The sequence below is a fragment of the Gemelliphila sp. 1F1 genome, from assembly GCF_056897515.1.
In genome coordinates, this window is record NZ_JBXHBE010000001.1 from 362,419 (window position 1) to 377,946 (window position 15,528).

Genomic DNA, 15,528 nt, shown 5'->3' on the forward strand with positions numbered 1-15,528 from the left:
ATTAAACCTCTTTAAAAACTATATCAAAAACTTGTGAAATATTAGTGACAAAATTAATATCTAATTTTTCTAAAATATCATTAGGTACGTCTATAAGATCAGGTTTGTTTTTTAGTGGTAAAATAATTTTTTTTATTCCCATTCTTTCAGAGCTTAATAATTTCTCCTTAACTCCCCCGATAGGCAATACTTTTCCATGTAGAGTCATTTCTCCTGTCATTGCAATATTATTATCAACATATTTTTTTGCTAAGCTAGAATAAAGAGATGTAGTAATAGTAATCCCAGCTGATGGGCCATCTTTAGGTACCGCTCCTTCTGGAACATGAATATGAATATCAATTTTGCTAAAATCTAAGTCTTCTAATTTTAAATTTTTTGCATTAGTACGTAAGTATGATATTGCTGTTTGAGCTGATTCTTTCATAACTTCTCCCAATTTACCAGTCAATATTATCTTTCCATTACCTTCCGAGATACTAGTTTCTATTTCTAGCGTATCACCCCCAACAGAAGTATATGCTAATCCGTTGACAATTCCTATTTGAGGACTAGTATTTTTATCTTTTAAATCATATCTAGCTGGTCCTAAAAATTCAGTAATATTACTTACATTTAACTTAACTTTCTCTTCGCCACTAAGAACTTTAAGTGCAGCTTTTCTACAAACTTTCCCTATTATTCTATCTAAATTTCTAACACCAGCTTCATATGTATAACCATTAATAATTTTATTAATTACTTGTTTAGTAAATGATAAATTTTTTGCAGTTAGACCATTCTCTTTTAACTGTTTTTTTACTAAATATTTAGAAGCAATATTCTCTTTTTCTTTCACAGTATATGACCCTAATTCTATAACTTCCATTCTATCTCTAAGAGGTGCTGGAATAAGTGAAACATTGTTTGCTGTTGCAACAAATAATACATTAGAAAGATCAAAAGGTATGTCCAAGTAATGATCAACAAATTCATTATTTTGCTCAGGGTCAATAACTTCTAACATAGCTGCAGCAGGATCTCCTTTTATATCTGAAGCCATTTTATCTATTTCATCCAATAAAATTACAGGATTTTTACTTTTAACTTTTTTTAATGATTGAATTAATTTACCCGGTAATGCACCTACATATGTTCTTCTATGACCTCTTATCTCTGCTTCATCTCTTACACCACCTAATGATATACGAACAAAATTTCTATTCATTGCAGTTGCAATAGATTTAACAAGTGAACTTTTACCTACTCCAGGAGGGCCTACTAAACATAAAATTGGGGATTTCATATCTGCACGTAATTTTTTTACAGCCAAAAATTCCAAAATACGTTCTTTTATCTTATCAAGTCCGTAATGATCAGCATTCAATATCTTCTCAGATTTCTTAATATCAATTTGATCATTAGTATATACATTCCATGGTAAAGAAATAACTGTTTCTAAGTAACTTCTTATTATTGCATGTTCTGGAGCCATTGGAGGAGTTTTTTCTAATCTTGATAATTCTTTTAATAAAACATCTTCATCAGCTGAATTTAGTTTTAATTCTAAAATTTTATTTTTAAGTTCTGCTATATCATCTTCTTCTGGAGATAATTCTTTAAGTTCTTCTTGAACTACACGCATTTGTTCTCTTAAAAAATATTCTTTTTGTTGATTGTCAATATTAATTCTTACTTTAGTATCTATTTTATTTTTGTATTCTGCCGTTCCCAAAAATTTTTGGATAGCGTCTATAACAAATTTAGCCTTTCTTTTTAAGTCAAGAGTGAACGCAACTTTTTTCATAGCTAATTCATCTAACGGAAAGTATTTCAAATTTTTATTAATAAATTTGTTCAAATCATTTATATTATAAAATCCTATATCTATCTTACTTATTTCTTGAAACTTCTTGAACAAAACTTTTAACTCTTTTAATGTCTCTTCTTGATCAAAATCAGTATTTCTAAATTGTGACTTTTCTATATCCAAATATTCAACTATATCATTTTTATAAACACCACTTTTTATTTCTGCTATACCCTCACAGTTATAAGTAAAAAGTTTGCTTTTTTTATCAAAAGTGATATTCCCATACATTCCAAAGTATTTATTGAATCCTTGCTCGTCAAAAAAATCATCGTCATTAGAATTTTCATTAAAATTATCTAGTGGTTCTCTATTACTAGTAATAAAAACATTAATTTTTTTATCCTTGTTGAGATTTTTAAATATTTTTAAAAAATTTTTATCATAAACTTCCAAAATATAACTGTGCCCTGGGACAAGAAATTCTTTATGTTCCAATAAATAGTATTTATCCAAAATAATTCTCCTTATGTTAATAGTGGTTTAGTTTTATTTTTTACATTTTCTTCAGTAACAGTACACTCACTAACATTCTTCTTACTAGGTAGTTCGAACATAACGTCCATTAATATTTCTTCTATAATTGAACGTAGTCCTCTTGCTCCTGTTTTTCTTTTTATTGATTCTCTGGCTATTGCTAATAATGCCTTATCTTCAAATATTAGTTCTACATTATCTAGCTCAAATAAATATTTGTACTGTTTTATCACTGAATTTTTTGGTTCTACCAAAATTCTAACTAAATCTTTTTCCGTTAGTTCTTCTAAAGAACAAATAATAGGTATTCTTCCTATAAATTCTGGAATAATACCAAATTTTACTAAATCTTCTTGTTTTATCTTCGATATAATAGATTCTTCTGTATAAGTTTCTTTTTCTTCTGTTTTAGAAAAACCTATAATTTTATCACCTAGACGTCTTTTTATAATTTCTTCTATTCCTGCAAAAGCTCCACCGATAATAAAAAGTATATCTTTTGTATTTATTTTTATCATTTCTTCGCCTGGGTGTTTTCTACCTCCTTGAGGTGGTACACTAGCTACAGTTCCCTCTAAAATCTTAAGCAAAGCTTGCTGAACACCTTCTCCAGAAACATCACGAGTTATAGAAACATTTTCTCCTTTTTTTGCTATTTTATCAATTTCATCAATATATATAATACCTTTTTCTGCTCTAGCTATATCATAATTAGCATTTTGTATAAGACGTAATAAAATATTTTCTACATCTTCTCCTACATATCCAGCTTCTGTCAATGTAGTAGCATCTGCAATCGCAAATGGAACATCCAACATCTTTGCTAATGTTTGAGCTATTAAAGTTTTTCCAGATCCTGTACTTCCTATTAAAGCTATGTTGCTCTTCTGTAAATCTACATCTTCATTATCTTGAGTAGCTGTTACTCTTTTATAATGATTGTAAACAGCTACTGCTACTGCTTTCTTTGCTTTATCTTGACTTATTATATATTCATTAAGATTTTTAAAAATATCTTTTGGTTTTAATAGCTTAAAACTATCAACGCTCATACTATTATCTAAAATTTTTTGTTGATCTAACATATCATAGCATAGTTCAACACACTCATCACAAATAAATACATCTCTTCCAGCTATCATTTTAAAAACTTCATCTGAATTTTTCCCACAAAATGAGCATTTCACATTATTATTTTTATCCATATTATTACCTCACAAAATATATCTAATTATAAAGTAATTTATATTAAAAGTCAATTAATGCAAGTAGTATACTACAAAATAAAATAAACCCGAGCACTTCATTGTTGCTCAAGTTTATTTTATATTTTATTGGTTAGTTGAAATATATCCTTCAACATATTTTCTGGCTAATTCCTCATGTTCTGCATATGTTTTTGCAAAATATGCTTTACCTTGTTTATCAGTTAAGAAATACAAGTAATCATGTTGAGTAGCATCATTAAGTGCCTCATAAGATTTTTGACTAGGCATTGCAATAGGTCCTGGAGGAAATCCTAAATTAGTATAAGTGTTATAAGGATTAGTGTTTGCTAAATCTTGTACAGTTAGTGCTCCGTTAGTTTTACCTACACTGTAATATACTGTAGGATCAGTTTGTAATTGCATACCTACTTTCAATCTGTTTAGGAATACCCCTGCTATAGATTTATTATCAGTATCTGCTGTAGATTCTTTCTCTAAAATACTAGCCATAGTTATATAGTCATGAATATCTATATTTTGATTAATACCAGATATATTCCATACTTTACTATTTTTATTATATTGTGGAACAACTCTATCATTAGTTGTTTTTAATATTTGTTTTATTAATGTTTCTACATTAGATTTATTACTATTATCTATATTATACGCTGCAGGATATAAATATCCTTCTAATTTATATTTTATATTTGGATTATCTAAAGCATCTGTTATAAGATTAGGGTATTCTTTTTTTAAGGTTTCAATAAATGTACTATCATTTACTTTAGCTAAAAATTCATCTGCTGTTATATCAGTAACCTTCTCTACCTTAGCAGCAATCTTTTCTATATTATCTCCTTCTATAATAGAAAGGTTGACTCCTGAATTAGTTTTAGTTTTATCTGTCAATGCTTCAAAAATACTAGCCATATTCATATCTTGACTAAGTTCAAAATTACCTACATAAAAGTCGCTATTAGGATGTAATCTAGCATATATTTTAAATAAATTTGCACTTTTTATTAATTTTTGTTCATATAATGTTTCAGCTATAATACTACTACCATAACTTTCCTTAACTTCTAAACTAATCTTATTTTGATTACTTTTGTCTACTGGCGTAGTTAAATAATAAGTATATGATAATGCTGCTATTAATAAAAACATTATTCCTATAAAAATTGTAGGTAATATATCTTTTGATTTTCTCTTATTCTTTGCTCTTAGTTCATCTCGACGTTTTAACTTATCTTCTCTCATTACTTTATTAATTCTCCTCAGAATCAGAATATAATATATCTAAAACTTCTGAAATCATATCAAATTCTTCATCAGTTTCTACAGGTTCAAATCTAACTTGATCATCTTCTTCTATACAAACCATAGGGAATATTTGTAATTCATCAGTATCAATATTTGCTTCTTCAGTAAAAATATAATACAAATTGTTATTAGTAGGATTAGTAAACTCTAATATCTTTCTGTACTCTTTCTCTACACCATCTTCATCACTCAGTGTATAAACTTCTTCATCCATTCCAACATTCATTTTGTCTAAATCTTTTTCGTTCATAATTATTCTCCTATAAATTAATATTATTTTGAATCTAAATACGTTTGTAAAATTAAAATAGCTGCCATTTTATCTATAACTTTTTTTCTTTTTTTTCTAGATATATCTGCTTCTATCAAAATTCTTTCAGCTCCCATAGTAGTAAGTCTTTCATCTTGTAAAATAACTTCTATATTTTTCAACTTATTTTTCAATACTTCTACAAATTCTAATGTGGCTTCTCCCCTAAAACCTATACTGTTATTCATATTCTTAGGTAAGCCCACTATTATTTTATCTACATCATATTCGTCTACTAGCTCTTTTATTCTCTTTATCTTAAAGTCTTTTATAGCTTCATTAATCTGGATAGTTTCTATACCTTGTGCTGTAATATGCAAAGCATCGCTTATAGCAACTCCTATAGTTTTACTTCCGTAATCAAGAGCCATAATTCGTTTACCTATCATTATTTCTCCTTAATTATTTTTTTCTATTATCAACAAAATAGTAAATCAAATATTCTAACAAATCTTCTGTTTGTATTTTAGAAATTTTTTCTCTAGCTCCATTGTATCTAGGTATATAAACTGGATTTTCTGTTTTTATATATCCCATAACTTGACTAACAGGATCATACCCTTTACTTTCTATACTATCTATAACATTATCTAGAGTCAATTTAATAAACTCTCTATTGTATTCTTCTTTATTAAACATATCAGTATTATCAAATTTTGTCATGAGCTACCTCCTAAAATTATGCTAACTCTATTAAAACTCCTACAGCCCCTTCTCCCGTATGGGTAGATATTATAGGTGTTGTTACAAAAATATCTTCATCTTTTACAATATAATCAAAATTTTCTGCTATAGCGTCTCTTATCAGTTTGACGTATTCTGATGATAAAGCATGCGGTAGGCTTATTGTTTTTATTTTCCTGTCTGCTATTTCAGTACGCATATTGCTTATTAATGCTTGGATAAGTTTCTTTTTCCCCCTAACTTTGTCTAGAGGAGCTAATTCTGTATCCGTTGTTTTTGTTAAGATTTTAATATTTAGCAAGTTACCTATAAGTCCTGCTGTTCTTTTTATACGTCCACCTTTTACTAAATTGTTTAAATTATCAATAGTTACGTAGGTAATAACTTTATTAACTTTTTCGTTCAAATAGTTTACTATTTCTTCTACTTCTTTTCCATCAGCAATATAATTAGCACAATCTCTAACAAAATACGATGTCCCTCTTGATGCTGATTTACTATTAATAACATAAACATTATCAAATTCTGCTGCAACAGACATCGCAGTATTTACAGTTCCGCTAATTACATTTGAAATATGAATAGATATAACAGCATATCCTTCTTTGGTCCATTTTTCGTATGTTTCATAAAATTTCCCCACAGCTGGTTGACTTGTAGAAAATTTGTCTGTCGTTCGCATTTTTTCTATATATAATCTATTATCTATATTTTCAAATTCTTCTCCGTCTATATTGACTGTTAGAGGTATTACCTCAACATCGTACTTTTCTATTTCTTCTTTAGTTAAATCTGCTGCACTATCAGTAACTATTTTTATTTTTCTCATTATAACTACACCTCTTTTTTTCTATAATAAAGAAATTTATAATCATATTCATTATCGGCATCACTCTTAAAGCTCTCTTCACTAACCAAAGACCACTCATTTTTATTAAAATCAGGAAAATAACTATCTCCTTTTATATTTGCCTCAACTTCTGTTATATAGATTTCAGTACATTTATCTATAAGTTGCTCGTATACTTTACTGCCACCAAAAATAAATAATTTTTCTGTAGTAATATTCTTTAAAGCATCGTCAATATTAGTAAATAACTCTACGCCTTCAGCACTGTAATTACTATTACTAGTTAAAATCCTATTAACTCTATTAGGAAGCGGACGCCCTATACTTTCATACGTTTTTCTTCCCATTAATATCGTTTGATTTGTTGTTAGGGATTTAACTCTCTTCATATCACCCTTTAATCTCCAAGGAATAGTATTATTATTTCCTATACATTTATTTTTATCGTATGCTACTATTAAAGATATCATCAAATTCCTCCACTCTATACTGCTATCGGTGCCTTAATAAATGGATGACACTCATAATTTTTCAACGATACATCTTCTATGCTCAAATCAAAAATTGTATCAAAATCATTAATTTGTAATGTTGGTAAGTTATAAGGCTCTCTTTCTATCTGTTTCTTTACTTGCTCAAAGTGATTAGTATAAATATGGGCATCTCCCAAAGTATGAACAAATTCCCCTACTTTTAAATCGCACTCTTTAGCGATTAAAATTGTCAAAAGTGCATAAGATGCAATATTAAATGGAACGCCTAAAAAAACATCACCACTTCTTTGATACAATTGACAACTCAATTTTCCTTCTGATACATAAAATTGAAACATAGTATGACAAGGCGGTAAAGCCATAGTATCTACTTCTTTGGGATTCCATGCAGATAAAATTATTCTTCTTGACGTTGGATTATTTTTAATTTGCTCTATAACGTTTTTTAGTTGATCTATACCATTAAAATTTCGCCACTGCTTCCCATAAACATTTCCTAAATCTCCATACTTTTCTGCAAATGTGTTATCATTTAAAATACGTTCTTTAAATATTTTCATTTGCTTTTGATATTCTTTATTAAATTCAGGATCTTTTAGTACCTTATGTCCAAAATTTGTCATATCAGGACCATTATACTCAGGGCTTTCTATCCATTTTTTAAATGCCCATTCATTCCAAATATTATTATTGTTTTCTAATAAAAACTTAATATTAGTATCACCTTTAATAAACCATAACAACTCGGACCATATTAAATTAAAATTAATTTTTTTTGTAGTTAATAATGGAAATCCTTTAGACAAATCAAACCTCATTTGATAGCCGAATATACTTTTTGTACCTACTCCTGTTCTATCATCTTTTAAAATTCCATTTTCTAAAATATGCTTACATAACTTTAAATATTCTTTGTCTGCCATATATGTTGTCCAATCTAGTCAATTTTGTAATTATTTTTTCTTAAATATTCTGTTAAAAGTTGTATTTTATTTATAGAGTCACGTCCTAAATGGTGTTCTATACCTTCAACTTCATCATAAATATTCTTTTCTTTCACCCCTATAGTTTTTAAGAATTCTTCTAATATATTATGCCTCCTTAGTGCATAATCTCCCATATTTTTCCCTTTTTGTGTTAATGCTATCCCTCTATATTTCTCATATAATATATATCCCTCAGAATCTAACTTCTTTAACATCTTAGTTACTGTTGATGGATAGACATTTAATTTTAAAGCAATGTCTGCTGATCTCGCATATCCTTTTTCTTTTACTAAATAATAAATTACTTCTATGTAATCTTCCATGGTAGGAGTAGCTTTACTCATATTTTTATCCTCCTATTTTATTTCAAATGGTTCATATTCTACTTTTGATAAGAAAATATCACATTCTTTAGTTAAATCTAAACCTTCTAAATATTCCTTTAATAAATTTTTACTAACTTTTTCTGCAAAATGACCTATATCTAATAAATTTTGTCTCATTTCTATTGCATCAATAGCTTCGTGATATTTTATATCACCTGTTAGGTATATATCTACTTTAGGTAAATCATAAACGAAATTACCTCCTGCACCTCCAAGTATAGCTACTGTTTTAATATCATTTTCATTAGCTTTGACTAATTTTACAAAATTTAAACTTAATTTTTCTTTAGTATAAGTTATAAAATCATCAAGAGACATTTCACTTGGTAAAGTTCCCACTCTTCCCAGTCCAACTTCACTATTGTTTGGATTTTCTGCTAATACTGTAAGGTTTCTTAAACCTAATAAATTTGATAAATAAGTATTTAATCCATCTTTTGCGGAATCTAGATTAGTATGTGCCGAAATAACAGCTATATCATTTAATATTAATTCTTTAATTATTTGTCCTTTAAAATTTGCATAGTCAATTTTATATAATGGACTAAATATTAAAGGATGATGAGAAATAATCAAATCAACCTCTTTTTCTATGGCCTCTTCTACAACAAATGTAGTTACATCTAAAGCTATTAGAATTTTGTTTACATTTTTTTTAGGATCTCCTAACATTATTCCTACATTATCCCATTTTTCTGCCAAATTTTCATTGGCTAATTTAGATATTTCTTTATAAATATATTCAAGTTTTACCATAATAATATATCTCCTTATTATTGTAATTATATCACATTATTAAAAAAGTTGTAGTATATAAACTTTTTTGTAATAAAATTATAATATTTACGTTGAATAAAAATATTATAATACTAGACAATAATAATCAATTATTATAATATTAAGATATTATATTAGTATAGAGGTATTATATGTTAAATATAGAAGGATACATAAATAAAATAATTTTTCAAAATAAAGATAATAATTACTTTATTTTATCAGTATTTTTGAATGAAAGTTATGATTTTACTGATAGTGATTATCTAACAGTTACAGGAACATTTGATAATATAGAATTTAAAGAAGACGAATTATATTTATTTAAAGGTGAATTAGTTGAACATAGAAAATATGGTGTACAACTTTCTTCTATAACTGCTGAAGTAGTAATAAAACAAGATAAAGAAACTATTGTTGCTTATTTATCTGGCCCTACATTTAAAGGTGTAGGGAAAAAAACTGCTGAATTAATTGTTGACAAATTAGGAGTTGATTGTCTAGATAAAATATACAACGATAAGGATGCTTTATTTAGCATAAAAGGAATACCTAAACTTAGAAAAGAAACTATTTATGAAACTATTATTAGTAATAAACAAACCCAAGATATAATATTGAAATTAAATGAATATAATTTAAGTAATAATATGATTATGAAAATTTATAATCACTACAAGTCACGTACTCTAGATATATTACATAGTAATCCTTACTCTATTATTGATAATATACAAGGAATTAATTTTTCAACAGTTGACAAAATTGCAGAAAAAATAGGAATAGCTGCCGATGATACAGAACGAATCGCGGCTGGATTTATTTATACTTTAAGTAATTATTGCTATGGCAGTGGTAACACATACATCAAAAAAAACAATTTACTATACCATACATATAACACTTTATACAAAGCACGAAACATACAAATTGATAAAGATAAAATTGTTGATACATTAGAATATTGCTTAGATACTGGACAACTATCTAATATAGAAGATGATATTTTCTTACCAGAAATACACTATTCAGAATATTTTATATATCAAGATATTAATAGTAGAATTGAAAACGATGATTCTTTTGAACAGCATAATCCCAAATTAATTAACAAATATATTCTTGAAATTGAGAAAGAATTAGACATAAACTATGATTATTCACAAATTGAAGCTATAAAAAACTCTGTTAATCATAGTGTTTCTATACTAACTGGTGGACCTGGTACTGGAAAAACAACTATAATTCTAGGAGTGATAAGACTCTTTCAAAAAATTAATAATTATTCTTACGTTCAACTCTTGGATGATGAAAAAAATATTTTAACTTTATGCGCACCTACTGGAAAAGCTGCAAAAAGAATGTCAGAAAGCACTGGATTTAGTGCATCAACTATTCATAAAGCTATTGGTTGGACTAGTGAAGATACAGATATGAAAGAATTTTCTTCTGACAAAAAAATACAATCAAAATTAGTAATAATAGATGAAGCTAGTATGATTGATATTTTCTTAATGAGTAATTTGCTAAAAACTATCAATAAAGATGCTAAAATAATTTTTGTTGGAGATAATGATCAGCTACCTTCTATCGCGCCTGGTAATGTACTAAACGATTTAATAAATAGTAAAAAAATATCTACAACAAAATTAAATAAAATCTTTAGACAATCAGAAAACTCTAGTATTATTAGCTTATCACACTCAATAAAAAATAATTTGAAAATTGATATTTTAGAAAATTTTGATGATCGTAAATTTTTTATTACTAAAAAAACTGAAGTGTTAGAAAATATATCGAATATTTACAAGGATATTTTGACAAAAACTACCAACGACAAAATACAAATAATAGCTCCTATTTATAAAAGTTTGTATGGTATTAACGAAATTAACAAAACAATTCAATATAATTTCAATGATAATGATATTTTTATAGAATATGGTGAGTTAATATATAAAATTGATGATAGAGTTATGCAATTAGTTAATAGGCCAGAGGACAATATTTTTAACGGAGATATAGGTATTATTTATGATATTTATAAAGAAAATAACAAATATAAAATAGTAGTAGATTATGACAATAACTTTGTAACATATGAAAAGCAAGATTTAAGTCAAATTACACTTTCATATGCCTGTTCTATACATAAATCTCAAGGATCAGAGTTTGAATATGTAATCATTCCTCTAATAGATAATTACAATTTTATGTTAAATAAAAACCTAATATACACGGCGATAACAAGAGCAAAAACAAAGTTAATTCTTTGTGGTGATCCCAAAGTATTCTATTATGCTATTGATGAAAATAATATTATAATTAGAGAATCCTATCTAGAAAAATATTTTTCAAGCATAAATAATAATGTTAATGAAGATAGCATTACTAATTTTATTTTAACGCCAAAAAATATTAATTTTATAGATCCTTTAATAGGAATGGAAGACATTACACCTTTTGATTTTCTAGAAAATTAAAAATACCCTTAAACCCAGTAATTAGGTTTAAGGATATTTTTTTATAAAGTTACTATTTCTCTAGCAATTTTATCTAATTCGTTTATGTTCAGATAGCTGTTATTAATAGCATTAGAATTCATAGCAGAAACTCCACTATTTACAGCTTGCTTTATGACATCCATATTATTTTCTACAACTCTTATATTTTCTTGTAGCTTAGATAAATTACTAAAATTAGTGTTGTCACTAGTTAATGTCTTGACCTTACTAATAGAATTATTTAATTCGTTATAAGCATTGTTAAATTCATCAATTCTAGTATCACTTAAATTATATTGTTTTATATCAATTTCTATCCTACCTGCCAACTCATTAAATCTAATGATATTTTGTGATAATTCTCTAATAGATGATTTAACATAATCATCAGAATATCTGCTAGTAGTAATATTTAATTCTATATCATTTAAGCTATTTATTTTAAAAATAGCTTTATTTTTGTTAATAGATACTAATTGCACACTAGAAATTTTATTAGAAAAATTATCTTTATCAAAAGCAGATAATCCACTAACATTTCCTACTCTTATATTAGATAATATACTATCAACATCTTCTTTAGTAATAAATTCTTTATTTACGTAAAGCATAATTTCATTGTTAGAACTATTAATCTCTACTTTTTGTAAATCTTGTGAACTAATAGAAGATATAATTTTATTAGCTTCTTCTGTAGATATTTTTTCTACATTATTAGAGCAACCTTGCAAAACTACTAGAAAAATAGCTACTAAAAGATATTTAATATTTTTCATAATTAGAATAATTCTGGAGCAGAAATAATATTAAGATTTTCATCAATTTCAAATATTAATGGTGTTCCTGTTGGTAAATTTAAATCTAATATTTTTTCATCTGATATTTGTAGTAAATATTTAATCAATGCTCTTAAACTATTTCCGTGCGCTGAAATAATTACATTTTTTCCTTCTTTAATATCTTTTGATATTACTTCTTTCCAATACGGTAGAACTCTATCTATAGTAAGTTTTAGACTTTCTCCAGTAGGTAATTCACTTTCTGGAATATTAGCATATCTTACGTCATTTCCTGGATAATTTGGATCTTCTTTTGTTACTTGTGGAGGTGCTACATCAAAACTTCTTCTCCAAATATGTACTTGTTCATCACCATATTTTGCAGCAGTTTCTGCTTTATTTAATCCTTGTAAAGCACCATAGTGTCTTTCATTTAAACGCCAGCTTTTATTAACTGGAATCCATAATTGTTCCATTTCTTCTAAAATAATGTTTAACGTTTTAATTGCACGTTTTTGATATGACGTATATGCTACATCAAATTGGAAACCTAACTCTTTTAATTTTTGACCACCTGCTACTGCTTCTTGACGTCCTTTTTCTGTAATATCAACATCTACCCAACCAGTAAATTTATTTTCTAAATTCCATTGGCTTTCTCCGTGTCTTGTTAAAACTAATTTCATCTATTATTATTCCTCCTAAAATGTTATAAAATAATTATAAACTTTTAAGAAAGTTTTTTCAATAACTTTATTGTTTAAAACGTTTTTATTTGACATATAACTTTTTAGGTTTTCTTTTTACAATTTTAATTTTATTTTCTTCGAAAAATGTAGAAATTTTAACTATTATTATTACTGCTACTAACCAATATAAAAACATATTATAATTCTCCTTTAATTTCTTTTAAGTTTTCCGTATTTATATATTAACATACGGATATCCGAAAATCAATAGTTTTTGTAAAGTTTTCTTAATTTTTTAATAAAAATATTGTTTTTTATTACGGATTACTTTATAATATATAATAAAGATAAAATAGGAGTTGGATAATTAAATGACATTTCATCTACGATTAAAAGAATATATGCAAACAAATAATATAAAACAAATTGAATTATCTCGTATGACAAACATTACACCTTCATCTATTAGCGATTGGTTAAAAGGTAAATATGTACCTAAACAAGATAAATTGTATAGAATAGCTAATTGTTTAAATGTTAATCCTAATTGGTTGCTAGGACTTACAGATAATCCTAGCGTAGAGCAAGACATCTACGAAAATGAAAATGACTTATTTGATAATGTTAATAAAATTCCAATTTTAGGAACTATTTGTGCAGGAGATGGAGTTTATGCTGTTGAGGATTTTGAATACTACATGTATGTTGATCAAACTACTAGAGCAGACTTTGCTTTACGAGTAAAAGGCGATAGTATGATAGAGGCTGGAATATTAGACGGAGATATAGTATTTATTCGAAAAAAATCAATAGTTGCTAATGGACGTATTGCAGCAGTTTTGTTAACAGATTCAAATGAAGCTTCTTTAAAGAAATTTTATAAGAAAAAAGATAATGTAGTTCTACAACCTTGTAACTCTGATTATGAACCTATTATTACTAGAGATGTTCAGGTTCTTGGCGAATGTGTTGGAGTTTATCGAGAAATATAGTACAATATAAAAAATAACGTCAATGTAAATGTATTGACGTTATTTTTTATATTAAATTAGTTGATAAACTGTAAATTAATAAAATTGCTTGATAAAATAAATATCCTATAATTACGGATAATACCATATTTATAGCAAATATTTCATTTGTACTATTTTTTTTGAATATTTTTGTATATTCCAATTTTAATAAACATTTATTAATAAATAAAATAATTATAAACAGTATAGTTAATTTAAAAAAATTCATAAAACCTCACTAGAAAATTTCGAACCAACCTTTTTTCTTAAAGTACCAAAGCATTCCTCCTGCTATAGAAGCCATTACTATCCATAAAATATAATATCCATATTTGGTAGTTAATTCAGGCATATTGGTAAAATTCATTCCATAAACTCCTGCCAAGAAAGTTAATGGCAAGAAAATAGTAGATATAACGGTTAGCGTCATCATAATGTTGTTAGATCTAAATGAGTTATATGTCATATAATTCTCACGTATATCACTAGCTAATTCTCTATTTGCTTCTATTATTTCTGTTTGTTGAACTAAATCATCATATATATCATGAAAATATTTTCTATCATTTTCTGTCATTTCTACACGACGAGAAACAAGAAATCTATGTAATAACTCACGCATCGGCATAAGACCTCTTCTAAGTTTTAACAAATCACTTCTAAGATCAAATACCTCATCCATTATTATACTACCTTTTGTATGAGCATCATTTTCTTCAAGTTCATCTAGTCTATTTTCTATCTTAGATATCAACGGCTGATATCCCTCAACAATTTCTGAAATTAGCATATGTACTACATGCAACGGAGTATAGTCTTTTCCATGTCTTAGAACTTTTGATACTACCCTACTAATATACTGTATATGAGATAAGTGAAATGTTACTATATAATTTTGACCTATAAACATATTTAATGTTTCATAATCAGCATCAATGTTTCTTAAAACATGTGATACTAAAAATATTTGCTGTCTAGTTATTTCAATTTTAGGTCTTTTTAATAAAGTTAAACAATCTTCTATTAAAAGTTCGTGAAATTTAAAAAAAGTAGATAATAATTCTATTTCTTCTTTTTTAGGAATGCTAAAATCAACCCAATACCAAGCAATTTTTTCACTTTTCAAATCTTCTAAAGATATATCTGTATGTAACATTCCAGATTTATCCACTGCTATAATTTTTAACATTCTTCCA

At 26.7% G+C, this 15,528-nt stretch carries 16 protein-coding genes; 2 read left to right on the forward strand and 14 right to left on the reverse strand.

Annotated features, from left to right (window positions below):
* Position 1: 1 nt before the first annotated feature.
* From lon to AC1XWJ_RS01720, 11 genes are all read right to left on the reverse strand, one after another.
* Complete coding sequence (gene lon / locus AC1XWJ_RS01670; protein ID WP_483334109.1) at positions 2–2,305, reverse strand: endopeptidase La; 2,304 nt, start codon at positions 2,303–2,305, stop codon at positions 2–4.
* Between the two features lie 11 nt (positions 2,306–2,316).
* Complete coding sequence (gene clpX, locus AC1XWJ_RS01675; protein WP_483334111.1) at positions 2,317–3,531, reverse strand: ATP-dependent Clp protease ATP-binding subunit ClpX; 1,215 nt, start codon at positions 3,529–3,531, stop codon at positions 2,317–2,319.
* Positions 3,532–3,657: 126 nt separating this feature from the next.
* Positions 3,658–4,797, reverse strand: a complete 1,140-nt coding sequence (gene mltG, locus AC1XWJ_RS01680; protein WP_483334113.1) for an endolytic transglycosylase MltG — start codon at positions 4,795–4,797, stop codon at positions 3,658–3,660.
* A gap of 7 nt (positions 4,798–4,804) precedes the next feature.
* A complete protein-coding gene (locus tag AC1XWJ_RS01685; RefSeq protein ID WP_483334114.1) occupies positions 4,805–5,110 on the reverse strand; it encodes a DUF1292 domain-containing protein in 306 nt (101 codons plus the stop codon).
* 23 nt (positions 5,111–5,133) lie between these two features.
* Entirely contained in the window at positions 5,134–5,559 is a 426-nt protein-coding gene (ruvX, locus tag AC1XWJ_RS01690; protein WP_483334115.1) for a Holliday junction resolvase RuvX, read from the reverse strand.
* Positions 5,560–5,572: 13 nt separating this feature from the next.
* On the reverse strand, positions 5,573–5,833 hold the full coding sequence (locus AC1XWJ_RS01695) for an IreB family regulatory phosphoprotein (protein WP_483334117.1): 261 nt from the start codon (positions 5,831–5,833) through the stop codon (positions 5,573–5,575).
* A gap of 16 nt (positions 5,834–5,849) precedes the next feature.
* On the reverse strand, positions 5,850–6,683 hold the full coding sequence (locus AC1XWJ_RS01700; protein ID WP_483334119.1) for a DegV family protein: 834 nt from the start codon (positions 6,681–6,683) through the stop codon (positions 5,850–5,852).
* 5 nt (positions 6,684–6,688) lie between these two features.
* The gene (locus AC1XWJ_RS01705) at positions 6,689–7,174 is read right to left on the reverse strand and encodes a dihydrofolate reductase (RefSeq protein ID WP_483334120.1); all 486 of its coding nucleotides are present in this window, start codon (positions 7,172–7,174) and stop codon (positions 6,689–6,691) included.
* Positions 7,175–7,188: 14 nt separating this feature from the next.
* Positions 7,189–8,121, reverse strand: coding sequence for a thymidylate synthase (locus tag AC1XWJ_RS01710; RefSeq protein WP_483334121.1), 933 nt, complete (start codon positions 8,119–8,121; stop codon positions 7,189–7,191).
* Between the two features lie 14 nt (positions 8,122–8,135).
* Positions 8,136–8,528: a transcriptional regulator MntR gene (gene mntR, locus AC1XWJ_RS01715; RefSeq protein WP_483334122.1), complete on the reverse strand. Its 393-nt coding sequence runs from the start codon at positions 8,526–8,528 to the stop codon at positions 8,136–8,138.
* A 12-nt stretch (positions 8,529–8,540) separates the two neighbouring features.
* On the reverse strand, positions 8,541–9,326 hold the full coding sequence (locus AC1XWJ_RS01720) for a Nif3-like dinuclear metal center hexameric protein (RefSeq protein WP_483334123.1): 786 nt from the start codon (positions 9,324–9,326) through the stop codon (positions 8,541–8,543).
* A gap of 173 nt (positions 9,327–9,499) precedes the next feature.
* Between AC1XWJ_RS01720 and recD2 the strand changes: the two genes are divergently transcribed.
* The gene (gene recD2 / locus AC1XWJ_RS01725) at positions 9,500–11,830 is read left to right on the forward strand and encodes an SF1B family DNA helicase RecD2 (RefSeq protein ID WP_483334124.1); all 2,331 of its coding nucleotides are present in this window, start codon (positions 9,500–9,502) and stop codon (positions 11,828–11,830) included.
* 41 nt (positions 11,831–11,871) lie between these two features.
* Here the strand turns inward: recD2 and AC1XWJ_RS01730 are convergent, their stop codons facing one another.
* Positions 11,872–12,627: a hypothetical protein gene (locus AC1XWJ_RS01730; protein WP_483334125.1), complete on the reverse strand. Its 756-nt coding sequence runs from the start codon at positions 12,625–12,627 to the stop codon at positions 11,872–11,874.
* A gap of 2 nt (positions 12,628–12,629) precedes the next feature.
* Positions 12,630–13,316 (reverse strand): 2,3-diphosphoglycerate-dependent phosphoglycerate mutase, encoded by a 687-nt coding sequence (gene gpmA / locus AC1XWJ_RS01735; protein WP_483334127.1) that lies wholly within the window; start codon positions 13,314–13,316, stop codon positions 12,630–12,632.
* Between the two features lie 374 nt (positions 13,317–13,690).
* Between gpmA and AC1XWJ_RS01740 the strand changes: the two genes are divergently transcribed.
* Entirely contained in the window at positions 13,691–14,311 is a 621-nt protein-coding gene (locus AC1XWJ_RS01740) for a LexA family protein (protein ID WP_483334128.1), read from the forward strand.
* A gap of 259 nt (positions 14,312–14,570) precedes the next feature.
* Here AC1XWJ_RS01740 and corA read toward each other — a convergent pair whose 3' ends face one another.
* The gene (gene corA, locus AC1XWJ_RS01745) at positions 14,571–15,521 is read right to left on the reverse strand and encodes a magnesium/cobalt transporter CorA (RefSeq protein ID WP_483334129.1); all 951 of its coding nucleotides are present in this window, start codon (positions 15,519–15,521) and stop codon (positions 14,571–14,573) included.
* Positions 15,522–15,528: the final 7 nt, after the last annotated feature.

Excerpts from the sequence above, each read along its gene's own strand:
- mltG (WP_483334113.1), bottom strand. The coding sequence starts at position 4,797 with ATGAGAGAAGATAAGTTAAAACGTCGAGATGAACTAAGAGCAAAGAAT.
- AC1XWJ_RS01700 (WP_483334119.1), bottom strand. The coding sequence starts at position 6,683 with ATGAGAAAAATAAAAATAGTTACTGATAGTGCAGCAGATTTAACTAAA.
- mntR (WP_483334122.1), bottom strand. The coding sequence starts at position 8,528 with ATGAGTAAAGCTACTCCTACCATGGAAGATTACATAGAAGTAATTTAT.
- clpX (WP_483334111.1), bottom strand. The coding sequence starts at position 3,531 with ATGGATAAAAATAATAATGTGAAATGCTCATTTTGTGGGAAAAATTCA.
- gpmA (WP_483334127.1), bottom strand. The coding sequence starts at position 13,316 with ATGAAATTAGTTTTAACAAGACACGGAGAAAGCCAATGGAATTTAGAA.
- AC1XWJ_RS01695 (WP_483334117.1), bottom strand. The coding sequence starts at position 5,833 with ATGACAAAATTTGATAATACTGATATGTTTAATAAAGAAGAATACAAT.
- ruvX (WP_483334115.1), bottom strand. The coding sequence starts at position 5,559 with ATGATAGGTAAACGAATTATGGCTCTTGATTACGGAAGTAAAACTATA.
- AC1XWJ_RS01730 (WP_483334125.1), bottom strand. The coding sequence starts at position 12,627 with ATGAAAAATATTAAATATCTTTTAGTAGCTATTTTTCTAGTAGTTTTG.
- AC1XWJ_RS01705 (WP_483334120.1), bottom strand. The coding sequence starts at position 7,174 with ATGATATCTTTAATAGTAGCATACGATAAAAATAAATGTATAGGAAAT.
- AC1XWJ_RS01720 (WP_483334123.1), bottom strand. The coding sequence starts at position 9,326 with ATGGTAAAACTTGAATATATTTATAAAGAAATATCTAAATTAGCCAAT.
- corA (WP_483334129.1), bottom strand. The coding sequence starts at position 15,521 with ATGTTAAAAATTATAGCAGTGGATAAATCTGGAATGTTACATACAGAT.
- recD2 (WP_483334124.1), top strand. The coding sequence starts at position 9,500 with ATGTTAAATATAGAAGGATACATAAATAAAATAATTTTTCAAAATAAA.
- AC1XWJ_RS01740 (WP_483334128.1), top strand. The coding sequence starts at position 13,691 with ATGACATTTCATCTACGATTAAAAGAATATATGCAAACAAATAATATA.
- AC1XWJ_RS01685 (WP_483334114.1), bottom strand. The coding sequence starts at position 5,110 with ATGAACGAAAAAGATTTAGACAAAATGAATGTTGGAATGGATGAAGAA.
- AC1XWJ_RS01710 (WP_483334121.1), bottom strand. The coding sequence starts at position 8,121 with ATGGCAGACAAAGAATATTTAAAGTTATGTAAGCATATTTTAGAAAAT.